Raw genomic sequence first — 25,119 nt, forward strand, 5'->3', positions numbered from 1 at the left:
TCACCCGAAAGGAGCCATGTCCACACAGACCGCACCTCGTAAAGGTGCCACAATCGCTAGGGGGCTCGCCCTCGCCTCCGTCACCGCCACGCTCGTCGGTGCCACTGGTGCCTTCGGGTTCACCACAGCAGTCGCCGACGAAAGCCCATCTATCAGCGCTCAGGGGTTGATCTCCGAGGTCACTGCAGCAGGCGACACAGCCGGGGCGTCAGCGCTTGAAGGTGCCGGAACAGACTCTGCCGGTCGCACAGTCGCCTTCGTCGACACCGCAGACGCCTCATCCGCGCAGCTGCTCGACGCCATCGACAACCGCAATGCCTCCGGTGCGGACATTCAGGTCCTCCAGCTCGACGGCGAGATCTCCGCGTATTCGGCCAACGACCTTGTCGGCGGCGCGGGTATCGGCTATAAAACCAGCACAGGTGGATACACCTGCTCAACAGGTTTCGCGGCATGGTCGAAAACGGGCGCTCCAGCCATCATCACCGCAGGGCACTGCCTGTCTGACGCGGCAAAGGGTGCGAGCGTCTACCGCACAGACCCGAAGCAGGAAGCCGCCGCGGGCGACACTAGCGGCTACTGGAACCCGATCGACGCGATCGGTACTGCATCCTTCGTCCAGTACGGCGGCCCCGGCAACACGACCGGGCAGAACGGAGCAGTGGACTCACTGGACATCGCCACAGTGAACATCACCAACCAGGAGGTGACGCCTCGAGCGCTGGTCACTGACTGGACGACCGCCAGCTCCGGGGATCTGTCCGCGAGCGCCACGGAAGTGCGCTCGGTGGCATCGGTCGATCCGAGCAAGACGGTGACCCGTTCCGGACGCACTTCGGGTGTGACAACGGGCAAGGTACTGCAGAATTCCGACGGCACCTATCTGACCGATGGCTGGATTCAGGTCAGTGGACACTATGTTCGTGGGTTTGCAACGACTGCGGTCTCTGATCACGGGGATTCGGGCGGTTCGGTCGTGCAGGGTAATGCTGCAGTCGGCGTACTCTCTGGCGGCGGAGAGACGACCGATGGTGTTGAGATCTCGTGGGTTGCCTCATTGGTCGACTCTATCGGCTACACCGGCGGTTACACTGTCGCGGTGATCGTGGATGCACCGGAACTGACCTCGGTTGCTGACGGCGGGCATGTCGGTACTGGTGCGACTTTGAGCGGGACAGGCCAGGCTGGCACGACGGTGACTGTGTCTGGAAGTGGTGTTGACACACAAACGGCCACGGTTGATTCGTCCGGCGCGTGGTCGGTCAAAGCACCCGCCACGCCCGGTGACTACACGCTGACGCTGAAGGCGGCCAGTGGGTTCAGTACCTCGGACTCGGTGACCAAGAAGATTGCCGTCGACCTCGGTGTGCCGGTGGTGACTACGCCGGCAGCCGTCGTCGGCGGCCTCACTGAGATCTCAGGTACCGGCGTCCCCGGAGCGACCGTCACCATTATGGGTGACGTGACGGCCTCCACCACCGTCGGCTCCGACGGCACATGGACGGCACCTGCGGAACTCGGCTACGGGAAGCACACGCTGAAGCTCACCCAGACCCAGAACGGTGTCACCTCCGCCGAGACGAGTGCTGAGATCGCCGTAGCGCCGGCCGCCCCGACGATCTCCAGCCCCATGTCTGACGCGCAGTATGAGTCGGGGAAGCCGCCAACGAGCGTCACTGGTACTGGTGAGCCCGGCGCAACGGTCACCGTGAGTATCGACGGGCACTCGTCTGAGACCACTGTGGGTGAAGACGGCACCTGGTCACTTCCGATCAGCACGACACTGGCTGATGGTACTCACTCCATTTCGGCAGTCCAGACGATCGAGGGCGTCGACTCAGCCGCCGCCTCGGTCACTGTGACTGTCGGTAACGCTGACGCCGGTGAAACCGACGGTCCGAGCACTGACAGTACTCAGCAGACCAGCGATGGCAGCTCGTCCTCCACCACAGACACCACTGCGGTCACGGATGGCGAGCTCGCGGTGACCGGCGCCAGTTCAGGGCTACTGTGGGCTGCAGTGGCTGCAGGGGCGGCCGCGCTGCTTGGCGGAGCGGCGCTCATCGTCCGCCGCATTCTCGGACGTCATTGACCTTGACGGAGATGCCGGCAGGTGCGTGAACGAGCGCATCTGCCGGTTTTTTCGTGTCCGCGCACAAGGTGGGTGCACAGTGTGCCAGAGTGACATTGTGTAAGACTAGCTAACAAGCTCACGAGAGGAACATCATGTTCGAGCACTTCGATACCGAAGCCGAAGCAACCACCGTCCGACCCCACCGCGTCACCCTCAGTGACGGCCAAGTACTGCAGGCAGACACGACTACTGAACTGGTCGACGCGCTGCTGCCGGTTGACTACCTCGCACTGGACGATGTGGCCGCGCTCGAGGCGCGAGTCGACTTCGCAGAGGAGCATGCCGCGACCGTACAGTCGCTGCTGCTGCTCGGACTCGCCGCCGATGAGGGTTTGGAGTCGCTCGGGGAGGACGACCGCCTATTCCTCACCACAGGCAAGAGCGAGCCTGTCTCCGGCGAATATGACGGGCCGATCGACCTCATTCAGGTGACCACTACCTACGAACCGTACAGCGATGACGAACCGCCGACCGGACGAATCATCTGGATCGACCCAAGCACCGAGACGTCTCTGCTGACCACGCTTGGTGCAGCATCAGAGTTCTCGTACACGACCGCGGAATAAGTCCTCCGCATAGGGCTGGTGAGAAGCCCTTGAGGAGGATCATGACCACCAGCACCGAAGCGACTCTTGCCGCACTCATCGCCGATGCCGCCGCAGGTTTGCTGCAGCCGCAGCAGGCCTATACCATCCGTGACGGCAACGTCGTCTGGCTGGATGACTTCACCGTCATTGATGGCAGGCAAGTCACCGGCGTGCTGCTGAGGGGTGACACCCTTCGTGTCGATGTCGTCGCAGGCGGCCCCTACACAGTCCCGTTCGGCGCCAGCGGCGACGACCTGCGTGACTTCGTCTTCGCCCAGGCTGTGAATGCGCTGCTTCATGGAGAACAGTTCTACGGTCCAGATCGACAGCTGGCCGAGCCTGTCGCAGCTGCCCCGTTGGAAGACGCACCCGCCCCTGGGTCGATCCTTCCCCCGGTGGAGGCGCTTCCTGCCGAAGCGGTCATTCGCGAACCCGCGCAGTCGATTGCGTCGCTGTTGCCAGAGCTGCCCACGCCCGAGGCGGGCGTCCCCGATGCACCCGCCGAGCAGACCCCCATCACGGAAGAGCCACTTGACTGGGATCTGCCGACCGAGGTCATCCCCGTCGTCCCCGAGCCGACCCCGTTGACACTGGAGGAGCCCGCTGCAGGGTCAGTCGAGGATGAGGTCGCACCAACGAGCGAACCAGCGCCGCAGACCATCGCCTTCGACCCCGAGAAGGAATCACTTGACGAATGGCTGGCGCGCCTGCCAGAACGTGGTCAACATGAGCCGAGCGTATCCAACAACCTTCGGCTCGGCTCTCCATCGCCCCTGTTGGGTGACTGATCTCGACAGCACAGAAACACCCCGGAGCTTTGCAGCCCGGGGTGTTTCCGTCTGCACAGGTGCGCATGGCTTGTGTCCATCGAAACCGATCGGCCCCGTAAAAAAAAGGGGGGGGGGGAGGGCCACGCCAGCTCGAACTCATGGGTCTGAACAAGAAGCGGACGAGGCCCTCCAACGTATACCTATGCGGAACAGGTGCGCTTGTTCGTCCATGACCGCATACAAGTGTGTCATGACCGTCGTATTCGGGAGAGACCATGGATGAACAGCTCAAAGAAGCCCTCGCCGCGCTGACCGCACTCGAGACCCTGCAACGGCCGGTCGACATCAGTGAGCTGCTCAGCTCACAGCAGCTCGACCACATTCCAGCAGAGGACAGAGAAGACATCGCAGAGCGCGCATTCGAGATCCTCCGTGCAGCAGTCGACGTCGTCGTCGGCGAGCACTTCGAAGAGGGCGAGGCCTACGAACCGGAATCGTCGGCAGCAGAGGACGCGATCTATTGAGCCGCAGCCCACATGGCTGATATGGCCGCCACACACGCTCGCGAATCGATTCTCAGAATCGGAACTCTGAACCTCCTGCACTTCGACGAGTGCATCGACGAACGGGTACAGGCGCTGTCGTGGGAGCTCGATGCGGCCAATATACGCGTCCTCCTGTTGCAAGAGGTGACTCGGCATGCCCTCGAAAGCCTTCGCCATGGCTTGGCCGGGTGGCAGATCTCAGCCGGCCCGCAGCTGACAGGTGCAGGTGATCTGCAGGCTGTGGCCACACGTGACGGCGAGCACGTTGTTCTTCGATCCACACCTGTGGATTTCCCCGCTATCGCGCCTGTTGTCGCCACAGACCATGGAATCTGGGCAAGTGTTCACCTCGCGTGGGGGCTTGGCCGGGAGAGCGAGCGAGTTGCAGAAGCAGTGCGCATCAGTCGGTGGCTCGAACCGCTACGTGGAGAACGCCCGGTATTCCTCGGCGGGGACTTCAACGCGGAACCCTCATCGCGGACGATGCGCTTTCTCACTGGCCTCGACAACGTCGACGGGGCGGATGCGGCGTGGACATCCGCGTGGAGTGGTCGTGAACCCTTCGCCACTACTCGAACGGATGGCGGATGGGCTGAGGAACAGTCTCGCCGAGTGGGGATTGTCCGCCCATACGATATGCCGGACCGCACAATCGACCACCTGCTCGTCGACGGGTGGCGATATGGCGTCAACGGCGCATTCACCCGCACATTCCGCTTCGCGGACTCCACCATCCCCGACGGGCGCGGCATCTCCGACCACTACGGCGTGGGCGCTGACGTTCTCCTGCTCGGCTGAGCAGCGCACATCCGACTGCATGACAACAACACGAGTGCGAGGACGTGACCGGGGGAGAGCACCAGGCCGTGGCACCCCCGGCAGCTTCGACATCAAGCATCAGAGCAGCGCCGAGGTAAGTCTCGATGCCGAGGCAGGCAGCGCCTTGCCCGAGAAGAAGCTGACGAAGGCGGACGAGCATAAGGCCCTGGTCGCACGCGAGCTCCTATCGGCCATGCGCGAGGGTACCGCACCATGGCAGCGCCCGTGGGCGCCGGGGGAGCTGTCGGCCTATCGCCCGTCGAATGCTGCGACGGGGCGCCCATACAGCGGACAGAACACGCTGTGGCTGATGATCTCGGCGACGCGAGCAGGCTACCCATCGAACCAGTGGATGACCTTCAACCAGGCGAAGAAACTCGGCGGACAAGTACGCAAAGGCGAGCACGGCACTCGCATCCTGATCTACAAGACCTTTGAGCGCCGCGACAAAGACGGTTCTCCAATGCTGGACGACCACGGAAAACCGATGACAGGTGTATTCGCGTCCACGGCCACTGTGTTCAACATCGCCCAAGTTGACGGCCTCCCAGAGAAGGCAACCCCCGCTGACGCCGCACCTACAGAGCGCGCATGGGAGGACGACCGTGTTGGCCAGTCGGTCATCGACTCATCTGGTGCGGTTATTCACCACGTCAGCCAAGACAGGGCCTTCTACCGGCCTTCCACCGACGAGATCACGCTTCCGACGCGCGAGCAGTTCCCCGACGCCAGCTCGTATTACTCGACCGCCTTTCATGAACTCTCGCACTGGACCGGGCATCCGTCTCGGCTCAATCGTGTGCACGGCAAGAGCTTCGGCGACCACGACTACGCTGGCGAAGAGCTTGTCGCAGAGCTGTCCTCGTTCCTGATCTCATCGGAGACACAGGTCGGTTATGAGCCGGCTCAGACCGCCGCTTACCTGAAAAGCTGGTCAGATGCGCGCGGGAGCAAAGATGCCGAGGCCGAAGTCCAGCAGGCGCTTCACGATGCTGGCCGCGCCGCGAAATACCTGCTGGACAAGATCCCGGGGCGCAGCGCATAGCCCTGTCGCATGAGCAACCCGTCATACGCCCCGGAACAGTACGCCCCGAATGTCACAGACTCCGGCGCCCTGAAACTGGCAGACTCAGCAGTGGCACCGCTGGTCGCCGCCGCACGCGGCTACAGCTGGCTTCAGGAGCCTGCAGTCAAAGGCTTCGCCAAGGACCACCACATGGGAGCGGGCAATACGAAAGTCGTTCGTCAGCTGGCACAGGTCGTCAACGACACGGGGGCGATGGTGATGCCGTGGTTCCGTGTGGACCGGGTGCTCGAGGCACAGTCTCACGGTATCGAGGCCAGCTTCGATGCTCTGCAGTATCGACCGACGCGTCCGCGTGCGTTCGGTGACGGGCACATCGCCAAGTATGAGATGCGGTTGGGAGACCCCTCCATTATTGATGTTCACCCCGCCACGCCGAAGTCGTGGTTCGAGCCCGGTGGTGTGGCGAACATCCTGATCACCGAGGGACTGTTGAAAGCTGATGCAGCGGTGACTGGCATGCTCGCAGCGGCTGGCGTCGATAAAGCCGCGCTGGCCGAATCAGATCAGCCGAGTGTAGCCCGTTCGAAACTGACGGAGGTGATGGACGCGATCCCCGTTCAAGATCGCACGCTCATTCTCGCTCTTGTCGGCGTCGGCAACTGGCATCGCAACGCGTTGGAGTTCAGCGCCATCCCCACGAAGGATGCCAACGTCATCTTGGGTTTCGACGCGGACGCAGCGACGAACATCAACGTCTGGACGCAACTGGACCGGCTGACCACCTTCCTCACCGACCGCGGCGCACGGGTGCAGTATCTGAGTCTCGAGGAGGCCAACCTCGCTGATGTCGCCGCCGGCGGCAAAGGCAAGCTCGGCATCGACGACGCCCTTGCCCGCTACACGGACTGGTCGGCGTTGATCGCCTACCAGAATCTCGACAGTATCCTCCCGGAGCGCCCGAAGGACTCCGTCGTCGCACGTGAGGGCGCATGGCGGATCGCCGGTGCCACCGACGAACATCCTGCCGGCACCTCCACGCAGGTCTGCCACGAAGTGCGCAACGAATTCGGCTCCGGTTCCGGTGACCTGCGTTGGGAGACCAAATTCCCATTCGGCGGTCGACTGGCGCAAGTCGTCTCCACGCGCAGCCCCACCCAGACAGAGATCGAATCCGGCGTCTACGAGAAGGGCTGGACGCCCAAGGACAGCCCGGAGCTGAAGATGACTGCGGTCGTCGAGATCGGCTGGGTCGACCAGTTCACTGGGGAGCCCAGAAGCACCCGGATCGAAGGTCCGGCATCCGTCGTCGCGTACCAAGAGCCCAAGGACTGGGGGAGGGCTTCTGCGAACGTGGATCTTCCCGTCGATGTCTTCGACATCCCCCAATTTCCACCCGGCAAAGATGGTCGTGATTGGTTGAACGCGGTGAAGTCACACCGAGCCGACGAGCGACAGACGCTGACTGCGTGGGACACGCTCGGATGGGTGCCGGTTCCGGACAGTGACACCTGCGCATTCATTGCGGGATCTGGACAAGTCATCGCGCCCGACCGGCAGACGCGAGAGGCAGTCGTGTCCGCCGTCACCGAGACCGATCTACCCGCAGCGAGCCGCTTCGGTGTCCGACTGCCTGCCGGGGAGCCACTCACCGAGGACTGGAAATCCGAAGTTCGGGACGCGATCAGGCGCATGTTCGACTCTTATGTCTTCAGCGGCGTCTGGGCAGACCCCGGCACAGCGGCCGTCGTGCTGGCAGCCGGTCTGCGCCCCTATCTGCCGTTGCGCACACATTCGGTCGTCTACCTTCAAGGCCCTCCCGGGAAAGGGAAGTCGTGGACGGCTGCGGCGATCGCCAGCTTCCACCAGTCCTCTCCCGGGCTGTTCGACAACAACAGCCTTCCGGCGGGTGCGAACGCGACAGCCTACGCGACAGAGATCGCAGTATCCAAAGCCAACCTCTGGATCGTCGACGACATCGCACCCACACTCGACCGGCGCAAAGCCGAAGAGCAGGCGTCAAAGATCGCCGACATGATCCGCGCCATCCACAACGCCGCGTCACGTCAGCGTGGAAACGGCAGCGGAGGACTGGCTAAGACTCGCACCCCGCGAGCGCTTCTGGTGCTCACCGCTGAGAATAATGCCCAGCTGCGCAGTGTCCGCGACCGCACGTTGGAAGTGACCTTTGGAGAGGGGTCGCTGTCCAACGGATCTGACGGCAATCTGGTGGAGCGGGTCTCCACATTCCGTGACGAGGATGATGCACCCGCGCTGATCGCCGGTGCTCTGGTGCAATTCATCCAAGCGATCACAGCCGGTCCCGGGGAGTGGGCCAAGATGGTGCGTGACGAGCGTGAGCTGCGTACCGACTTAGAGTCCGACTACCGTGTGCTGATGCAGGAGCGCGGGGTGAACAATTCCAACGTCGCTCGTAAGGCGAAGATCGGCGCCGACCTTGCGCTCGGCCTGCAGGCGATGCTCTCGCTGTGTGACGCCGTCGGCGGATTGGAACGTGAGTACGAGGCGGTCTCCGCCTATACCAAGGGGGGCTTGTTCGAGCAGCTGGGCAATCTGGTGGCTGATAACGCACTCGGACAGCAGCGTCGTTCGCCCGGTCAGACGCTCGTGGAGGCGATCCGTGGCATGCTCATCTCCGGCGACGCCTATCTGGACTCCGCGGCCGGTGACGGCACTCCACCGCTTGGTGGCGCAGCGGACGCCGGCAATGCCCAGCTGGGGTGGCAGAAGACACCGGAGGGGGAGTGGCGGCCACGTGGCCGATACATGATCGGTGTGGTGACGGAAGCCCCGGACGGGGAAGGGGAGCGGCTTGCCGTGATCATGCAGAAACCGACCTCGGGGCTGGCTCTGAAGTTTGACCCGACAATCGGTCATGGCAGCGACGGCTCCACGATGTTCCGGACATTGTATGCCGAGCACCTCGTGCACCCTCACTACCAGTCGACGCTGGAACGTACCGGACGCGTGTCCGTGCAGATTCGACGGACTCCCAACGTGCGGATCTGGGGCGTGCCGCTGTCGCTGGACGAAATTCTCGAGGGGGATCAGGCGTGAGCATCAGCACTGAGGTTGTCGGCATTGATCTGAGCCTGACCGGCACCGGACTGGCGCGCATCGGCGCAGACGGCATAGAGGTTGGGCTGTTCGGTGCCGAAGGTAAGAGGGACGCCTCGCTGGATGAGCGTCGGACTCGGATCGAAACGCTGGCAGGTGAAATCCTCGACTGGGTCGGCTCACCGCTGGCCGCTTTGGTGGAGTCTCCGTCGTACAACAGCTCGGGTGGTCATGCCCATGACCGTTCTGGGTTGTGGTGGCTGGTGGTGACAGGACTTCGAACTCGCGGTGTGGCCGTAGCCGAGCTCGCGCCCGCGACACTGAAGAAATACGTCACTGGCAAGGGCACCTCCACGAAGGACGCGATGATCGCTGCCACTGTGCGAAGGTTCCCAGACGTCGACGTCAACAACAACAATGTCGCCGATGCGCTCGGCCTCGCATGTGTGGCTTCCAGGCTCGCCGGCTCTCCTGTTGATGGCGAGCTCTCTCAGGCCAGACAGCAGGCCTACACCACATTCCTGACGAAAACCGGACCGTTCTGGGGCGTCTGATCGCCCCTCCGCATAAGCCTGCAGTGGAACTGGGAAGCGCCCAGAAAACGAAAGGCAACCACCATGTTGGAGAAGACTCACAGCGGGCTTGCAAACCGCGTCCACAACTATCAGATCAAGCGCGCCAACGGCGAGACCGGTTTCACTCTCGTGGAGTTGCTCGTGGTCGTCGTGGTCCTGCTCATCCTCGCGGCAGTTGCCATCCCGATTTATCTGAGCCAGCAGGAAAACGCCCGCCGCTCAACCGTGCAGTCGGCGCTGCAATCGGTGCAGAACAACATCGCAACCAAGGCTCTGGACAACACGGTCTCGACCAGCATGATCAACGCCGCGATCAGTGACGCTGGTTACAAGACCACTGCGAGCGCCGCAGGCAAAGGGCACGTTGTGTTCATTGAGGCGTCCGGGGTGAGCGCAACGGCCTACACCTTGACCGCCGGCTTCACTGTCGACGGCAGCACCATTCTCTACAAGTACACGGTCAACGAAAAAGGTGAGATCACCAAGGTGAGCTGACGTGACTGGCGGCGGGTGCATGAGGGGCATCCGCCACCACTCTCCGACCTGAGGAAGGAAACATGACACACACCGTTGGCAGGCGACGACTCCTCGTTGTCGGCGCGACCGTGCTCGCAGCTGCGGGAGTGGTCGGCGCAGCCGTGTCCCTGCAGCATTCGGGCGAAATCGCCGAGCACACTGCGCGTCTTGAGTCTGCGTTGTCGCAGGCCTCTGACACTGTCCGGCAGGCGCAGGAGGACAACAACGATCGATATCTTTCCGTCAATGAGGTGCTCGCGGACTATAGCGGCTCCCTAGACACCGGGCTGACATGGTCTGCCCAGCCTGGCGAATCGCAGGTCATGAATCTCGAGGTGTGGGAGCTCACCGCCTGCCTAGAGAGTACGTGCCGCACCGTTGATGCTGGTGGTGACTTCAGCGACCCCGGCGATGTTTCCAGCTCGACCGCTGCATTGAGTATGGACGCAAGTGGCTCGGAGCTGGAGACCGAGGAGATCACTGAGTGATGCGCAAACGAAGCCCCGATGCCGGGTTCACTTTGGTTGAGCTGATCGTCACTGTCTCGATCACACTCATCCTGCTTGCAGTCAGTATCGGATCATATTTGGGGTTCCGGATCTATCGAAGCGATACCACTGCAAAAGCTGCACTGCAGACCGCCAGCGAGCATCTCCAATCAGCCACGGCCACTCGATCGCTCGACGATTACACCCCCGCGCAAATTCAGTATGACAAGCGCTCCTTGTGGACCGATGATTCAGGAGCGCGTGTTGACTTTGCCTATGTCGGCTCTGCACGCAGCAGCAGCCTCTACGTCGTATCGTCAACCGCTTCATATTCACCGTTCAAGTCCTACGACACGTGGGTGCTGAAAGCGCAGGCCTCATCCGGTCGTTACTGGTGGTACACCAGCAAGACCGGTACGTTCAAATGCACGACCGTCGAAAGCTACCTGAGCACGTCGACCTGCGGCACATTCTAGGCATCAGATGCGCGGCGGCATCGGTGCGCGACCAATACGCGGAGGGGCGGTCTTCCGGTCAAGCCGCGGGGGAAGCCCGAAGAGAGGCATGCGCTCGATGACGGCGTTGTCCGCTGAGCGTGGCTCACCTTTTCGGTAGACCATGGCTTCGATGTCGTCAGCGTCGCTGCCCGGCGCGAACCGGGGAGCGGACGGCACAGGCGGTACAGGCGGCATGGCCGGGATGCCTGGAACGTCGGGGAGAGTGATCTCCGCACCGCTCTGATGCTTGGCTGCGAACTGTCCGGCATGGCCGGTGCGTGCGTTGCCGCGGGGATGCTGTGTCGGGTCGAATGCGCTCATACCAGCGAATGTGGGCTGCGCACGTTCCTACGCCGAGAACCACCAGATGAGCCCAGCAACCGCGGCCCACCCGGGCAAACTGAACGCCACCCCGTAGGCGAGACCCCTCATGAACCGGACACCCTCGGGACGCACTCCGTCAAATTCTTCTGCATGTGGTTTGCTCATGCAAATGTCTATGCGGGCACTATCCCTGATACAGGTTCGGATCGATCCCGAACTGTGTGAACCAGCCGTGGAAGTAGCCGAACACGAGTACGGCGAGGATGAGAACGAAGGCGGCGATCTTCGCCAGCTTCTTCGCCCACGCAATTCCTGTCGTCGCCGCGATCATCAGCACTGTGCCAGCGGACAGTCCGGTGATCCCGGACAGCCACGCCACCAGCTCCTGAACACCCGCTGCGAACTGCTCCATCACGCTGCCTCCTCGTTCTCGCACGCAAGCCCCTGCCGTAGAAACGTGTCGAGACCGGCGGTGCCGTCGCCGAAGCCGACCTGCCCGGAGACGGTCTCGCCGTCAACGCGCTCGTAGGAGTAGCCCACCCACCCGGTCGCGTCGGACTCGTCGCTGAGACGGTTGTCTTGGATCACCACGGAACGTCGCCCGTCTGCGCTGTCAATCGTATGTGCGGCGCCGAGACCGTTGACTACGTCTGGTTCCGATGTGGTCATGCTCAGCCCGTTGGCCTGCGCCCAGTTCGTCACCTGCTCAGCGAGTTCATCAGGCGTCACCGCCGTATCCAATCCGAGTTCAGGGGTGAAATGCTGTTTCGCTGCAAACTGACCGGCATGGCCGGTGACGGTGTTGCCGCGCGGATGCTGTGTGGGGTCGAAGTTGCTCATACCACTCATGTGCGCGGCGGGGCAAAAATGTGCCTGCTCAGTCGCTGTAGCCGAAAGCGCTCTGCAGAAGATCCGCTGTGCGTTTGTCGACCCACGGCAGTTCCTTGATGTAGAACCGACGAGTCGTTTCACTGGACGCGTGCCCGAGTAACCGTGCAGCGAGCTCCACGTCACCGAGAGAAGCGATCTCTGTAGCCACCGTTTTACGCATCGTGGAGAAAAGCACGTTCTCGACCGGCGCCTCAAGAGCGTCGAACAGCTGCTGTCCGGTCGCCCAGTTCCGGAACTTCCGAAATGCTCGATCCAAATTATTCAGCTGGTAGGGGGTTCCCTTACGCGTGCGGAACAGGTAGTCCTCTGCGTCGGAGCAGATCTGCATCTTCGCCATGATGATGTCGGCAGCAAATCTCGGTAGGCAGATGATTCGCATCTGACGCGCACGTTTCGGCGTGGGTTTGCGCTCACCGTTGGGCTGCATCGTCCCATTCACAGACACAAACACCTGGTCGTCGACAACCAACACATCTCGTTTGCGCAGGGCCAGCACCTCACCGGGTCGCATGCTCGTTCCCAGGACAATGTCAAGGATTCGGCGGATATCGAGGTTCGGACCCACTCCGCGGCGCTTCGTCGACTCCCACTGGATGAGCACCTGACGTACCACGTCAACGTCGTGGGCGCTTAGCGCCTCCCGTTCAGTCTTCGCCGGCCGGACTGGAGTCGTTGCAGCGGCGAAGTCGCGCTCGATATGCCCCATTCGGACAAGGTGCTGACACACCATACTCAGTACGATACGAGCCATTTTGGCGTTCCACGCGCCCCTCTCGTCGGAGATGCTTGTGACCACGCCCTCGAGCAGCGGTACATTGAGGTCGCTGATGCGTATCTGTGCCAAGCGGCTCTGCAGAGTCCGATTCAGGCATCGCCGATACTGGGCTAACGTCCCAGCCGCCGCGTTCGGGTGAGCGCGCTTATACGCCTCAAGCCACTGACGTCCGGCCTCTTCGAGCGTTGACCCTGAGTCAAGCGCTTGCGTGGCGCCGAGAATCTGTGCCAAAGCCTTGTGGATCGATTCCAGCGCGGCGTTCTCGTCTGCTCCTTTTCGTTCGACCTGACGTGCAGTTCCGTCCATCAGATACACGCGACACCGAGCAATCCATCCTCTGCCCGATCGACTCGCCCTGATCGGCGAATGAGTTCCCGGCGCTTTCGGTGGCCTGCTCATCTGTTCAGGCCACTTCCTGCAAGTCCGCAGCCTCCATGTCCTCGAGGTATCGGTCGACCGTCTCGCGCCGCCAGCGAACGGAGCCACCAATCTTCACCGCGCGTGGACCCTGGCCCTTTGCGCGCAGGTTGCGAATCGTCTTCTCGGAAACGTTCAAGAGGGAGGCAAGGTCCTTGATGGTCAGCAGTGGAAGCTCCGCCGTGGTGTTCTGTGTCATGTGACTGTCTATGCGCGTGGCTGCCAAATGAGCGACATAACGGGATATATCGGGATATTTGAGATCGACCGCCCCCCTGACGAGGGGTTTTTGCTGGGTTTTTGCTGGATTTGAGCATGCGCGGCCCTTTTGACTCAGGAGCGTTCCGCATGATTCCGGGGCAAAACGTGGGGCGTGCGGGACTTGAACCCGCGACCAAGGGATTATGAGTCCCGTGCTCTAACCAGCTGAGCTAACGCCCCGAGGTGCGCATGGCACCGACAATCGATTCTACCGACTGCAAAGCAAAACGGCCCTCACTGCGAACAATTCCGCAGTGAGGGCCGTCAGCGTAATCGGCGATCAGCTCACTTGTCGAGGGTGAACTCAGCTTCGATGTTGATCTTGACCTCGGGGCCGAGCAGCACGCCGCCGGTCTCGAGTGCAGTGTTCCAGGTCAGGCCGAAGTCTTCGCGCTTGATCTTGGTCTCGGCTTCGAAGCCGGCGACCGTGCGGCCGTAGCCGTCGGTGGTGATGCCGCCGAAGTCGGCCTCGAGGGTGACCGGTTTGGTCACGCCGAGCAGGGTCAGCTCGCCGTCAATCGCCCAGTCGTCACCGTCGACGCGCACGCCGGTGGAGACGAACTCGATGGTGGGGTTGTTCTCGACGTCGAAGAAGTCGGGGGTCTTGAGGTGGCCGTCGCGGTCGGGGTTGCCGGTGCTGATGCTGGCAGTCTGAATGGTGGCCTTCACCGACGAATCGGTGGGGTTGTCGGCGGTGGTCAGCGTGGCGCTGAAATCGGTGAACTGGCCACGGAACTTCGACACCAGGTGGCGGATGCTGAAGGTGACACTGCTGTGTGCGGGGTCGATCTGCCAGGTGCCGGTGGCGTAGCCGGGGATGCTTGCTGCGGTGATCTCACTCATGAGGGGCTCCATTCGAATCAAGATGTTGTTGATACTACAACTATTGTAGGTGTCAAATGCCTTTCGCGCCAGTCATGGCAGAACAATTCAGTCAGAATTCGTCACGCGTTTGGGCGGGCGGCCGCGCCGCGGGCGCTCCTGGTCGACGGGAAAGGCCGTTGAGGTGCGCGCCGCCTGCTGAATGACCTGGCGCAGCCAGTTGGTCTCGGCGTTGAGCACGCTGTGATAGCCCAGCCAGACCATGCTGGTGATGGGTTCGGGCAGCCCTTCGCGAGGAGCAGTGGAGCGCTGTAGACACGAGTCGAGATGGCGCTGGGCCACCGCTTGCCCGTCGACGCTCGGCAGCGACATTGCCAGCGAGACCTTGCGGATCGTATCGATGGTCGAAGCAGAATCGTCAACGGTGTTTAGCCAGTTGTGAAACAGATCAGTGCCAGCTTCAGTGGGCTCATAGAGCACACGGCCATGCTGAGGCTCACCCAGCTGCCGCACATAGCCGTCGCGGGCCAAGCGATCGAGCGTGGAGTAGATCTGCCCTGCGTTGACATCGAGCAGCCCAGCAGTGCGCCTCAGCAACTCAGTGCGCAGCTGTGTGCCGTAGCACGGCGACTCGCCAAGGATGCCGAGGATGCCATAGCGCACGACCACGTTGCCTCCTCATCCGGTGCATCAGTCTACCGGGTGCACTCGGTCCGCGGACGATGACACGAGGCAGCTGTGGGGAATGGTTCAGACGGTGCGCACGCCGACCACGGCGTTGTGACCGCCGAAGCCAAACGAGTTCGAGATGGCGAACAGCTCGCCCTCGGCGGGCAGCGCGTACGGCTCACCAGTCGGAGCCAAGAAGGGGATCTCGGGATCTTGCTCGTGCAGATTGATGATCGGCGGCACGACCCTATCCTGCAGAGCCTTGATGGTGAACAGCGTCTCAAGGGCGCCGGTACCGCCCAGCAGGTGGCCCGTGTTGCCCTTGGTCGCGGCCACGGGGATGCTGGCGAGGGCATCGCCCAGCACGCTGTGCAGCGCCTTGTATTCAGCAGGGTCGCCGACGGGGGTTGAGGTGGCGTGCAGGTTGATGTGCGCAACCGTCTCGGGGGCCTGGTTCGCCTGCTTCAGTGTGGCCTTGACGGCACGCGCTGCCCCAAGCCCCTCGGGGTCGGGTGCCGTGATGTGATACGAGTCAGAGGTGACTGCACCGCCGGTGATCTCGGCGTAGATGCGCGCGCCGCGAGCCAGGGCATGCTCTTCGGTTTCGAGCACGAGCACCGCAGCACCCTCACCCATGACGAAGCCGTTGCGGCTCACATCGAGCGGGCGGGATGCTCCGGCCGGATTGTCGTTGTCTTTGCTGAGTGCATGCATCGAGGCGAAGGCGGCCAGCGGCAACGGGTGAATGGTCGATTCGGTGCCACCGGCGATGATCACGTCGGCAAAGCCCTGCTGCAGGTGATCGTACGCGTTGACGATCGACTCGACCGATGATGCGCAAGCCGAGAGAACGGTGCGGGCGAACGCCTGCGCCTGAAACTCCAGCGAGATCGCAGCAGCCGAGGCGTTGGCCATCAGCATCGGCACGGTGAGGGGGAGCACGCGACGCGGCCCCTTCTCGCGCAGTGCGTCATACGAGTTGAACAGGGTCCAGACGCCGCCGATGCCAGTGGCGAAATCGACACCGAGACGAGTCGGATCGATCTCAGGAGCACCAGCGTCTTGCCAGGCTTCGCGCGCGGCGACGATCGCGAACTGCGCCGACGGGTCGAGGCGCTTGGCCTCGACGGTGGTGAGCACCTCGGTGGGGCGAACCTTGGCCTGCCCGGCGAAACGCACGGGCAGGTCATACTGCTCAACCCACGGGGCATCGATGGTAGACACGCCGGACTCGCCGGCGAGCAGCGCCTGCCATGTGGAGGCGACGTCTCCGCCCAACGGGTTTGAGGTGCCCAGTCCGGTGACGACGATCTTCTTGCTCATGACTCTCCAGTTCTCGATGCTCTGTGCTCAGGCCCGCCGAGGGTGCGACTACTTGCTGGCGCCCACGATGAAGTCGACGGCGTCTTTCACCGTCTTGAGGTTCGGAACCTCTTCGTCGGGAATCTTCACGTCGAACTTCTCTTCTGCGTTGACCACGATGGTCATCAGCGAGATCGAGTCGATGTCGAGGTCGTCGGTGAACGACTTCTCGAGGGTCACGTTCTCGGTGGGGACGCCGGTCTCTTCGTTGACGATCTCGGCCAGGCCGGCGAGGACGTCTTCAGTGGTGTGTGCCATGGTGTTTCTCCTTGTGTTGGTTGGCGGTGGACAGTCTAAAGGCTCTACGGCAGCACGACGATCTGGGCGCCATAGACCAGACCGGCGCCGAAGCCGATCTCGAGGGCGACATCGCCGCTCTTGGCCTGGCCGCTGTCGAGCAGGGCACGGGTCGCAATCGGGATCGATGCTGCCGAGGTGTTGCCGCTGTGAGCGATATCACGGGCGATGACGACCGACTCGGGCAGATGCAGCTGTTTGGCGAACTCGTCGATGATGCGCATGTTCGCCTGATGCGGCACGAACACGTCGATGTCGTCGGGGGTGAGCCCTGCAGCATCAATGGTGCGGCGAGCAACCTTGGCCATATCCCACACCGCCCAGCGAAAGACTGTGCGGCCCACCTGGCGCAGTGTCGGCCACGGCACGTCACCCTCACGAAACTCGTTGAGCGAGTTGGTCATGTAAATCGTGTCCCAGTGCGAGCCGTCTGAACCCCACTGTGTGGGGGAGATGGCCGGCGTCTCACTCGGGCCGACCACGGCAGCACCGGCGCCATCGCCGAGCAGAAACGAGATTGAGCGGTCTGTCGGATCTACGATGTCAGAGAGCTTCTCGGCGCCAATCACCAAAACGTAGTCAGCAAGGCCCGACCGCACCAGCGCATCCGCCTGGCCAATGCCATAGCAGTAACCGGCGCAGGCCGCCGAGATGTCATACGCGGCAGCCGGGGTGGCGCCGATCTGCTCGGTGAGCCATGCGGCCAACGAGGGGGTTTGGTATGGATGCGTAACGGTCGCCACGATCACCGCGCCGATCTGGCTGGGCTCGATGCCCGCCTGCTCGATGGCCTGGCGTGCGGCCCCCAAAGCGAGGTCTTTGACGCCGACCTCTGCTGAGGCGCGACGCCGGTCGATGATGCCCGTGCGCTGCTGAATCCATTCGTCGGAGCTGTCGATCGGGCCGACCAGCTCGTCGTTGGTGACCACGACATCGCCGCGCTGTGCGCCGATGCCGAGAATGCGGGAGTACTGCGGGCCGGTTGCCGTACGCAGGGTGGTGCTCATTGGGTGCCTCGTTTGTTCTGTGTGTGCTGTTCAGGCGGCCACGGTGTCACCGTGTTCGGCGATGAGCGCGACGGCGGCCTCGAGGTCTTCGGGAGTGGTGATCGCCACAGCGGGCAGACCCCGCAGCTGGCGCTTGGCAATGCCGAGGAGCGTGCCGCCGGGCAGCAGCTCGATCAGCCCGGTGACGCCGTGCTCGGTAAACGAACGCTGGTCGGCATCCCAGTGCACGGGCGATGCCACCTGCGAAATGAGCAGGTCGCGATACTGTGTGCCTGAGGTGATGATCGTGCCGTCGGCGTTGGTCCATAGTGGTGCCGTGGGATCAGTGGCGGGAAACTCCTCGCGCAGCGACTCCAAGTGCTCACGTGCGCTGAGCATGTGCTCAGTGTGAAAGGCACCGGCAACTGACAGCGGGATCACCCGTGTTTTTGCCGGGGGTTCAGCGGCGAGCTGCTCGATCTGCTCAACCGTGCCGGCGGCCACCAGCTGTGCATCGCTGTTGAAGTTGGCCGGGCTGGCACCGAGCTCACTCAGGCGGGCCAAGATCTCATCTCGATTGCCGCCGATCACCGCTGCCATGGTGGTGGGGCGCGCGGCTGAGGCCTTGGCCATCGCCTGCGAGCGTTCGCGCACGAACTTGGCGGCCACCTCGGGGGTGAACACGCCAGCGAGTGCTGCTGCAGCGATCTCACCAACTGAGTGCCCGGCATATCCGAACTGCGGCGCGGCAACACCAGCGGCGGCCAGTGCGTCGCGCAGCGCCTGGGCACTGACCAGGCTCGCGGCCACGATCAGCGGTTGAGCAACGGCGGTGTCGCGAATGGTCTCCGCGTCGGCAGTGGAGCCCGCGGCGATCAGATCGATGCCGGTAGCCTCAGAAAGGGTCTCGAGCAGCTCACGCGACTGCTCGCGTTCGAGCCAGGGAGTGAGGAAGCCGGGTTTTTGTGAGCCCTGTCCGGGCGCGGCGAGAAGAATCATCACTGCCTAGTCTGGTCGCATCGGTCACGGTGACCCTGTGGTATCGCTGCACCAAAAGTGACAGATCGCTTTGGATGAACCCCACAAACCGCGGGTCGAAAGCTGCGCATCACGGCGCTACCGCTTCATCCTGATCGGCGTTAATCGAGCCGAGAATCAGCGCCATCTGCAGAATAAGCGCGTCGCGTGGGTCGGTTGGATCCCAGCCGAGCACGTCGGTGATGCGCCGCAGCCGGTAACGCACGGTGTTGGGATGCACGAACAAGTCGCGTGCCGTGCCTTCGAGCGAGCGGCCGCTGTCGAGGTACGAGCGCAGGGTGCCCAGCAGGTCGGTCGACTGTCTGCTCAGCGGCACATAGGCCTTTTGGATAAGCGTCACACGTGCCAGCGGATCACCGGCCAGTGCACGCTCGGGCAGCAGATCATCGGCGAGCACTGGGCGAGGTGCGAGTTTCCATCCGGCCGCTGCGCGGTAGCCAGCCTGCGCCGCACGGGCCGAGGTCGACGCCTCAATGACCGTGGCCGCGGGCGGGCCGATCACGATGGGGCCGTCGGCGCACAGCGACGAAAGCTCTCGCACCACGGCTTTGATCGAGAACGAGTGTGGCTGCTCGCCGACGTTCTCAGGCGCCGACTGTCCGAGGATCATGACCAGCCGATCGGTCTGCACCCCGGTGAGAATCTCGGCGCCGGCCGCCCGAGCGGTACGCCGCAGCAGCTCCAGATCGGGCAGTCCGCTGCTGGCGGCCACCACCGCATACAGCGGCCCGGTGGTCGACCAGCCGAGGGCGGCCAGACGGCTGGGCAGCTCGTGAGTAGACTCGCCGTTGACCACCGAGTCGACCACGAGCGCCTCAAGGCGTTCGTCCCACTGGCCGCGAGCCTCGGCCGCCTGTGCGTACACGTCGGCCGCCGCGAAAGCCACATCTCTCGAGTAGTTGAGAAACGCGAGATGCAGTTCGGGGTCGTCGGCGGTGAACTGGTCTTGCACCACAGAGATGACCACGCGAATCAGCTGCAGGGTCTGCTGCAGCGAAACCGACCGAATCAGCTCGCGAGGTGCGTTGCCGAAGATGTCTGAAGCGACCCATCCTTCGGCCTCGGGGTTGTCGAACCAGTTGATGAACGACTGGATGCCCGACTGGGCGACCAGCCCGATGGCCGAGCGTCTGGCCGGGGCCAGCTCGCGGTACCACGGCAGGTCTTCGTCGAGACGACGCAGCGTCGCTGTCGCCATCTCTCCGCTGACCTGCCGCAGACGCGCAAGAGTGCGCTCCTTGTCAGATTCACTCATGCGCCGTGGGGTGCGGCTGAGCCGCATTCACGTTCAGCAGGTCGTATCGCTCGATGGCCTCGGCCGGCACCTTCTCGGCGACCACACCCGCCTCGGCCAGCTGCTGGAGCGTGCGCACCACGATCGATGCTGCATCGATCTTGAAGTAGCGTCGCGCTGCCTCGCGGGTGTCGCTGAAGCCGAAGTCGTCGGCACCGAGCGAGGCGAAGGGCTGCTCGACGAACTGACGAATCTGATCGGGAACCGCCTTGGTGAAGTCGCTGACGGCGATGACCGGCCCGGCTGTGCCATCGAGCTTCTCGGCGATGTAGGCCCGCTGTGGTGTGCGCTCCGGGTGCAGGAAGTTGTGCTCGTCGGCGGCGATGCCGTCGCGTCGCAGTTCGTTCCAGCTGGTGACCGACCAGACGTCGGCCTGCACACCCCAGTCTGCGGCCAGTAGCTGCTGCGCCTCGAGCGCCCATGGCACCGCCACGCCCGATGCGAGCAGCTGGGCCTGAGCCTTGCCAGACGCAGCAGTCGAGATGCGGTGAATGCCGCGGATGATGCCATCGACGTCGACATCGGCTGGTTCGGCAGGCTGCACGATCGGCTCGTTGTAGACGGTGAGGTAGTACATCACGTCGGGCTCGGGGTGGTTGCCACCGTACATGCGTTCCAGGCCAGACTCGACGATGTGGGCGATCTCGTACGAGTACGCCGGATCGTAGGCCACCACGGCAGGGTTCGTGGCGGCCAGCAACAGTGAATGACCATCAGCGTGCTGCAGGCCCTCACCGGTAAGCGTGGTGCGCCCAGCGGTCGCGCCGAGAAGGAATCCGCGTGCTCGCGCATCCGCCGCAGCCCACAGCACGTCGCCCGAGCGCTGAAAGCCGAACATCGAGTAGAACAGGTAGACTGGGATCATCGGCTCACCGTGCGTCGAGTACGACGTGCCGAGCGCGGTGAATGCACTGGCGGCGCCGTCTTCGTTGATGCCGACGTGGTAGATCAGCCCCTGCGGGCTCTCTTTGTAGGCCAGCAGCAGTTCGCGGTCGACCGAGATGTAGTTCTGCCCGTGCGGGTTGTAGATCTTCTTGGTGGGGAAGAAGGAGTCGAGACCGAAGGTACGTGCCTCATCGGGAATGATCGGCACGAAGCGCTTCTCCCAGCCCTTCTGCGCGAGCAGGTCTTTGAGCAGACGCACGAACGCCATGGTGGTGGCGATCTCCTGCTTACCGGAACCCTTCTTGACGCCCTCGTAGGCCTTCTTGGGAGGAAGGTCGATCAGCGTGGGATTGTTGGGGCGAGCCGGCACGTAGCCGCCGAGCTCGGCGCGGCGCTCCCGCATGTACTGAATCTCGGGCGCGTCGAAACCGGGGTGGTAGTACGGCGGTGACCAGTGATCGTTCTCTTCGAGCTGGGCGTCGGTGATCGGAATGCGCATGTGATCGCGGAACTTCTTCAGATCGTCGACGGTCAGCTTCTTCATCTGGTGCGTGGCATTGCGGCCCTCGAACGAGGGACCCAGGCCGTAGCCCTTGATGGTGTGGGCAAGGATGACCGTGGGGGAGCCCTTGTGATCCATCGCCGACTTGTAGGCGGCGTAGACCTTGCGATAGTCGTGGCCGCCGCGCTGCAGCGCCCAGACCTGGTCGTCGGTGTAGTCCTTGACCAGTTCGAGAGTGCGCGGGTCGCGGCCGAAGAAGTTCTCGCGCACGAATGCGCCGTCTTCGGTCTTGTAGGTCTGGAAGTCACCGTCGGGGGTGTTGTTCATCAGCTGCACCAGCGCACCGTCGGTGTCACGGGCAAGCAGCTCATCCCATTCACGGCTCCAGACGACCTTGATCACATTCCAGCCTGCACCGCGGAAGAATGACTCGAGCTCTTGAATGATCTTGGTGTTGCCGCGCACCGGGCCGTCGAGTCGCTGCAGGTTGCAGTTGATCACGAAGGTGAGGTTGTCGAGCTGGTCGTTGGCAGCCACATGCAGCAGGCCGCGGCTCTGAGGCTCATCCATCTCGCCATCGCCGAGGAACGCCCAAACATGCTGGTCTGAGGTGTCTTTGATGCCGTGGTTGAGCAGGTAGCGGTTGACCTGTGCCTGATAGATGGCGTTCATCGGGCCGATGCCCATCGACACGGTGGGGAACTGCCAGTAGCCGTCCATGTGCCGCGGATGCGGGTACGAGGGGAGTCCGCCCACAACAGAGTGCTCCTGGCGGAAGCCGTCGAGTTCGGCCTGACTCAGGCGCCCCTCGAGGAACGAGCGTGCGTAAATGCCGGGGGAGGCATGCCCCTGGAAGAAGACCTGGTCGCCGCCGCCCGGATGATCGGGGCCGCGGAAGAAGTGGTTGAAGCCGACCTCGTAGAGCGCTGCCGAAGAGGCATAGGTCGAGATATGACCGCCGACGCCGACGCCAGGGCGCTGAGCGCGGTGCACGAGCACGGCGGCGTTCCAGCGAATCCATCGGCGGTAGGTGCGCTCGAGCTCTTCGTCGCCCGGGAAGGCAGGCTCGTTCTCGGGAGCGATGGTGTTGATGTAGTCGGTGGTGGGGATGATCGGCACATTGAGCTGCAGGTCTTTGGAGCGCTTGATCAGGCTCATCAGAATTTCGCGGGCTCGGCCTCGACCGTGCGCCTGCACCAGCTCATCGAGCGACTGCGTCCATTCCTGCGTCTCACTCGGGTCGAGGTCGACGTAGTCAGGGGCGTACGGGTCTTGGTTGTTGACCGTCATCGCTGCCTCACTTTCTTTTGGTTGGTATCCACAAGACAGTCTAAGCGACTGAACCAAAGCTCCCGTGCAGCGTCACGTGTCGTATACGAAGTGCGCAACCCGGTACTGTGGGCGTATGACCATCGATATCGGCACCCCAGCACCCAACTTCTCTCTGCTCGACCAGCACGGCGCAGAAGTGCGCCTTGACGACTTCCGCGGCCAGCCCGTGGTGCTCGTCTTCTACCCGCTGGCTTTCTCTGGCATCTGCACCGGCGAGCTGTGCACCCTGCGCGACAACTACGCGCAGTTCAGCGAGCCCGGCGTGAACCTGCTCGCCATCAGCGTCGACTCGCATCACACATTGCGCGCGTTCGCCGAGCAGGAAGGCTACGACTTCACGCTGCTCGCTGATTTCTGGCCGCACGGCGGCGTAGCTCGTGAATATGGCGTGTTCCTCGAAGAAACCGGTGTCGCCAACCGTGCCACCTTCGTGATCAACGGCGACGGCATCGTGCGGGGCCGCTTGGTGACCGCCCCCGGTCAGGCCCGCGATTTCGCGTGGTACCAGCAACAACTCGCCGAGCTGCGCAAGTAAGCCTGTCGCGGTGGCGAGTAGGGCATCCATTATGCCGCCGTGCCTGTGATGCGCCTCAGCCGGGTGCTGATACGGTAATGTGTTGCGAGTGCCCGTCAGGGCGTGGGGCCTATAGCTCAGTTGGTTAGAGCACCTCGTTTACACCGAGGGGGTCGGGGGTTCGAGTCCCTCTGGGCCCACAATTTCAGACGTAGTCGAACTCGTTTCTGGGGTTCACATTGTCGTTTCGTAGAGTCGGCGAACTGGGGAAGTGCTTGTTCGTCGCCGGTGGAGTCGACGTGCTGCACGGCGAAAGACATGCCGCCGTCAAGCTGAGCAAGTGTTATGCGCGAGTGGATAGAAGGAGCTTCCGGCTGCCGAACGTAGCCGTGACTTCTACGGTGCCACCGAGGGCTTCGACGTAGGACATGAGAGTCGCTAGCCCGGAACGGTCAAGGTCACCAGACTCCAGCGCAGAAATCGTGGGCTGGGTCAACTTCATGCGTTCGGCGAGTTCCTTCTGAGTCACGCCCTGCTCCTCACGGATCTCACGGAGCCGGTAGGCGCGCTCCTCAGCCTCCATACGTGCGACATGCTCGGCAACGGCCTGCTCGTGGATGGGGCGCTTGGCGCGCACTTCGCTCCACGCGGTGGTCTTCGTCTTGGTGCTCATCTCACTCCTCCTCGCTGTTCAGCCACTCATCAAATCTGTCGTCGGCTATTGGGATGTTCTGGTCGTACCACTGCTTCCATCTGCCTGCTTTGTCTCCGGCAATGAGCAGGATGGCCCTGCGTTTCGGGTCGAAGGCGAACAGAATCCTGATTTCACTGCGCCCTGCCGATCCGGGCCGCAACTCCTTCATGTTGTGATGCCGAGACCTCTTGATCCGATCGGCGGTCGGCCTCCCGAGCGTGGGTCCTTCGGACTCCAGTCGGGTGATCGCGGCAGCGATGAGATCGAAGGTCTCGTCATCTAGCCCAAGCACCCACGACTCCACGTCTTCCCAGAGTCGCACTTCCCAAGACATGCAACCAGCATAGACTCAACTCGATATTGACTCAAGTAAATGATCGCGATTGTTCGCGACGTGTTCTCATTCAGCCGCTCACATGTCTGAGCCACGCAAAACCGCCGGTCAGTAGTGGTAGCGAGCTTGGAGAATGATGAAGTCTTCTCCGGAGACGTGATAGACCAGCCGATGCTCGTCGGTGATGCGCCGTGACCAAGCTCCTTGCGCGCCGTACTTCAGCTCCTCCGGTTTTCCGATGCCCTCGAATGGTTCGCGCAGGCATGCATCGATCAGGGAGTTGATGCGTTTCAGCATGCGACGATCAGCAGACTGCCAATGTTGGTAATCTTCCCAAGCGGACTTGTCCCAGACAAGACGCATCATTCGCCTCTGTCGAGCTCGTGCTCCTCGACCTCGCCGACTCGTGCCCGCTCGTAGGAGTCGAGCAGCCTGCGCGCATTTGCGGGAGACCGGAAGAGGTAAGCCGTCTCCTGCCACGCCGCATATTCATCGGCCGGCATCAAGACGGCGTTGCCCTTACGGGATACGATTTCTACCGCATCTCGATCGGCATTGATTCGCTCGATCAATGAGAAGAGCGTTTTTCGGGCCTCACTTGCGTTGATGGACATTGCTGAGACCTCCAATCATCTGATGAGTCGTACCCGATTATCGTACGAGTCATTGGAGACGGAGTCACTGTCGTG

At 62.8% G+C, this 25,119-nt stretch carries 29 protein-coding genes and 2 tRNA genes; 13 read left to right on the top strand and 18 right to left on the bottom strand.

Annotation, left to right across the window (positions count from 1 at the left end):
* The first annotated feature begins 16 nt into the window (after window positions 1–16).
* From G557_RS0106975 to G557_RS0107025, 11 genes are all read left to right on the top strand, one after another.
* Complete coding sequence (locus G557_RS0106975) at window positions 17–2,092, top strand: Ig-like domain-containing protein (RefSeq protein ID WP_028245483.1); 2,076 nt, start codon at window positions 17–19, stop codon at window positions 2,090–2,092.
* Window positions 2,093–2,226: 134 nt separating this feature from the next.
* Window positions 2,227–2,700: a hypothetical protein gene (locus G557_RS0106980; RefSeq protein ID WP_028245484.1), complete on the top strand. Its 474-nt coding sequence runs from the start codon at window positions 2,227–2,229 to the stop codon at window positions 2,698–2,700.
* A gap of 41 nt (window positions 2,701–2,741) precedes the next feature.
* Window positions 2,742–3,509 carry a hypothetical protein gene (locus G557_RS0106985; protein ID WP_028245485.1) on the top strand — a complete coding sequence of 256 codons (768 nt, stop codon included), beginning with the start codon at window positions 2,742–2,744 and terminating at the stop codon, window positions 3,507–3,509.
* 257 nt (window positions 3,510–3,766) lie between these two features.
* Window positions 3,767–4,015: a hypothetical protein gene (locus G557_RS0106990; protein ID WP_028245486.1), complete on the top strand. Its 249-nt coding sequence runs from the start codon at window positions 3,767–3,769 to the stop codon at window positions 4,013–4,015.
* 21 nt (window positions 4,016–4,036) lie between these two features.
* Complete coding sequence (locus G557_RS14125) at window positions 4,037–4,834, top strand: endonuclease/exonuclease/phosphatase family protein (RefSeq protein WP_169337758.1); 798 nt, start codon at window positions 4,037–4,039, stop codon at window positions 4,832–4,834.
* A 19-nt stretch (window positions 4,835–4,853) separates the two neighbouring features.
* Complete coding sequence (locus G557_RS14130) at window positions 4,854–5,900, top strand: ArdC family protein (protein ID WP_169337759.1); 1,047 nt, start codon at window positions 4,854–4,856, stop codon at window positions 5,898–5,900.
* 9 nt (window positions 5,901–5,909) lie between these two features.
* The gene (locus tag G557_RS0107005; protein ID WP_028245488.1) at window positions 5,910–8,957 is read left to right on the top strand and encodes a hypothetical protein; all 3,048 of its coding nucleotides are present in this window, start codon (window positions 5,910–5,912) and stop codon (window positions 8,955–8,957) included.
* Complete coding sequence (locus tag G557_RS13415; protein ID WP_051224815.1) at window positions 8,954–9,511, top strand: RuvC family protein; 558 nt, start codon at window positions 8,954–8,956, stop codon at window positions 9,509–9,511. The genes G557_RS0107005 and G557_RS13415 overlap by 4 nt, the downstream gene beginning before the upstream one ends.
* A 63-nt stretch (window positions 9,512–9,574) precedes the next feature.
* Entirely contained in the window at window positions 9,575–10,027 is a 453-nt protein-coding gene (locus G557_RS13420; protein ID WP_051224817.1) for a prepilin-type N-terminal cleavage/methylation domain-containing protein, read from the top strand.
* 62 nt (window positions 10,028–10,089) lie between these two features.
* Entirely contained in the window at window positions 10,090–10,536 is a 447-nt protein-coding gene (locus tag G557_RS0107020; protein ID WP_028245489.1) for a hypothetical protein, read from the top strand.
* Complete coding sequence (locus G557_RS0107025; protein ID WP_028245490.1) at window positions 10,536–11,012, top strand: prepilin-type N-terminal cleavage/methylation domain-containing protein; 477 nt, start codon at window positions 10,536–10,538, stop codon at window positions 11,010–11,012. The genes G557_RS0107020 and G557_RS0107025 overlap by 1 nt, the downstream gene beginning before the upstream one ends.
* Window positions 11,013–11,015: 3 nt before the next feature.
* Here the strand turns inward: G557_RS0107025 and G557_RS0107030 are convergent, their stop codons facing one another.
* From G557_RS0107030 to aceE, 14 genes are all read right to left on the bottom strand, one after another.
* Window positions 11,016–11,354 (bottom strand): hypothetical protein, encoded by a 339-nt coding sequence (locus tag G557_RS0107030; protein WP_028245491.1) that lies wholly within the window; start codon window positions 11,352–11,354, stop codon window positions 11,016–11,018.
* Window positions 11,355–11,541: 187 nt separating this feature from the next.
* On the bottom strand, window positions 11,542–11,772 hold the full coding sequence (locus tag G557_RS0107040) for a hypothetical protein (protein ID WP_156877126.1): 231 nt from the start codon (window positions 11,770–11,772) through the stop codon (window positions 11,542–11,544).
* Window positions 11,769–12,197 carry a hypothetical protein gene (locus G557_RS0107045; RefSeq protein ID WP_028245493.1) on the bottom strand — a complete coding sequence of 143 codons (429 nt, stop codon included), beginning with the start codon at window positions 12,195–12,197 and terminating at the stop codon, window positions 11,769–11,771. Before G557_RS0107045 ends, G557_RS0107040 begins: the two co-directional genes overlap by 4 nt.
* 37 nt (window positions 12,198–12,234) lie before the next feature.
* Window positions 12,235–13,329 carry a tyrosine-type recombinase/integrase gene (locus tag G557_RS0107050; protein ID WP_028245494.1) on the bottom strand — a complete coding sequence of 365 codons (1,095 nt, stop codon included), beginning with the start codon at window positions 13,327–13,329 and terminating at the stop codon, window positions 12,235–12,237.
* A gap of 97 nt (window positions 13,330–13,426) precedes the next feature.
* Window positions 13,427–13,639: a helix-turn-helix transcriptional regulator gene (locus tag G557_RS0107055; protein WP_028245495.1), complete on the bottom strand. Its 213-nt coding sequence runs from the start codon at window positions 13,637–13,639 to the stop codon at window positions 13,427–13,429.
* A gap of 168 nt (window positions 13,640–13,807) precedes the next feature.
* Window positions 13,808–13,881, bottom strand: a tRNA-Ile gene (locus G557_RS0107060).
* A 105-nt stretch (window positions 13,882–13,986) separates the two neighbouring features.
* Entirely contained in the window at window positions 13,987–14,544 is a 558-nt protein-coding gene (locus tag G557_RS0107065) for a YceI family protein (protein ID WP_028245496.1), read from the bottom strand.
* An 87-nt stretch (window positions 14,545–14,631) separates the two neighbouring features.
* Window positions 14,632–15,192 (bottom strand): PadR family transcriptional regulator, encoded by a 561-nt coding sequence (locus tag G557_RS13425; protein ID WP_051224819.1) that lies wholly within the window; start codon window positions 15,190–15,192, stop codon window positions 14,632–14,634.
* Between the two features lie 81 nt (window positions 15,193–15,273).
* Window positions 15,274–16,515 carry a beta-ketoacyl-[acyl-carrier-protein] synthase family protein gene (locus G557_RS0107075; protein WP_028245497.1) on the bottom strand — a complete coding sequence of 414 codons (1,242 nt, stop codon included), beginning with the start codon at window positions 16,513–16,515 and terminating at the stop codon, window positions 15,274–15,276.
* A gap of 48 nt (window positions 16,516–16,563) precedes the next feature.
* Entirely contained in the window at window positions 16,564–16,812 is a 249-nt protein-coding gene (locus tag G557_RS0107080; protein ID WP_028245498.1) for an acyl carrier protein, read from the bottom strand.
* A 44-nt stretch (window positions 16,813–16,856) separates the two neighbouring features.
* Complete coding sequence (locus tag G557_RS0107085; RefSeq protein WP_028245499.1) at window positions 16,857–17,858, bottom strand: beta-ketoacyl-ACP synthase III; 1,002 nt, start codon at window positions 17,856–17,858, stop codon at window positions 16,857–16,859.
* 30 nt (window positions 17,859–17,888) lie between these two features.
* Complete coding sequence (locus G557_RS0107090) at window positions 17,889–18,836, bottom strand: ACP S-malonyltransferase (protein ID WP_028245500.1); 948 nt, start codon at window positions 18,834–18,836, stop codon at window positions 17,889–17,891.
* 109 nt (window positions 18,837–18,945) lie between these two features.
* The gene (locus G557_RS0107095; RefSeq protein WP_028245501.1) at window positions 18,946–20,130 is read right to left on the bottom strand and encodes a PucR family transcriptional regulator; all 1,185 of its coding nucleotides are present in this window, start codon (window positions 20,128–20,130) and stop codon (window positions 18,946–18,948) included.
* The gene (gene aceE / locus G557_RS0107100; RefSeq protein WP_028245502.1) at window positions 20,123–22,846 is read right to left on the bottom strand and encodes a pyruvate dehydrogenase (acetyl-transferring), homodimeric type; all 2,724 of its coding nucleotides are present in this window, start codon (window positions 22,844–22,846) and stop codon (window positions 20,123–20,125) included. Before aceE ends, G557_RS0107095 begins: the two co-directional genes overlap by 8 nt.
* 115 nt (window positions 22,847–22,961) lie before the next feature.
* Here aceE and G557_RS0107105 point away from each other — a divergent pair, with 115 nt between their 5' ends.
* Together G557_RS0107105 and G557_RS0107110 are read left to right on the top strand one after the other, a co-directional pair.
* Window positions 22,962–23,423: a peroxiredoxin gene (locus G557_RS0107105; protein WP_028245503.1), complete on the top strand. Its 462-nt coding sequence runs from the start codon at window positions 22,962–22,964 to the stop codon at window positions 23,421–23,423.
* A gap of 105 nt (window positions 23,424–23,528) precedes the next feature.
* Window positions 23,529–23,602 (top strand) — tRNA-Val (locus G557_RS0107110).
* A gap of 143 nt (window positions 23,603–23,745) precedes the next feature.
* On the opposite strand, the gene G557_RS0107115 is transcribed toward G557_RS0107110, so the two are convergent.
* From G557_RS0107115 to G557_RS0107130, 4 genes are all read right to left on the bottom strand, one after another.
* On the bottom strand, window positions 23,746–24,075 hold the full coding sequence (locus G557_RS0107115) for a helix-turn-helix domain-containing protein (protein WP_028245504.1): 330 nt from the start codon (window positions 24,073–24,075) through the stop codon (window positions 23,746–23,748).
* Window position 24,076: 1 nt separating this feature from the next.
* Window positions 24,077–24,430, bottom strand: a complete 354-nt coding sequence (locus G557_RS0107120) for a type II toxin-antitoxin system RelE/ParE family toxin (protein ID WP_028245505.1) — start codon at window positions 24,428–24,430, stop codon at window positions 24,077–24,079.
* A gap of 108 nt (window positions 24,431–24,538) precedes the next feature.
* On the bottom strand, window positions 24,539–24,793 hold the full coding sequence (locus G557_RS0107125) for a Txe/YoeB family addiction module toxin (protein WP_028245506.1): 255 nt from the start codon (window positions 24,791–24,793) through the stop codon (window positions 24,539–24,541).
* On the bottom strand, window positions 24,793–25,044 hold the full coding sequence (locus G557_RS0107130) for a type II toxin-antitoxin system Phd/YefM family antitoxin (RefSeq protein ID WP_028245507.1): 252 nt from the start codon (window positions 25,042–25,044) through the stop codon (window positions 24,793–24,795). The genes G557_RS0107125 and G557_RS0107130 overlap by 1 nt, the downstream gene beginning before the upstream one ends.
* Window positions 25,045–25,119: the final 75 nt, after the last annotated feature.

The organism is Pseudoclavibacter soli DSM 23366 (assembly GCF_000423505.1).
In the GTDB taxonomy this organism is placed as follows: Bacteria; Actinomycetota; Actinomycetes; order Actinomycetales; family Microbacteriaceae; genus Pseudoclavibacter_A; species Pseudoclavibacter_A soli.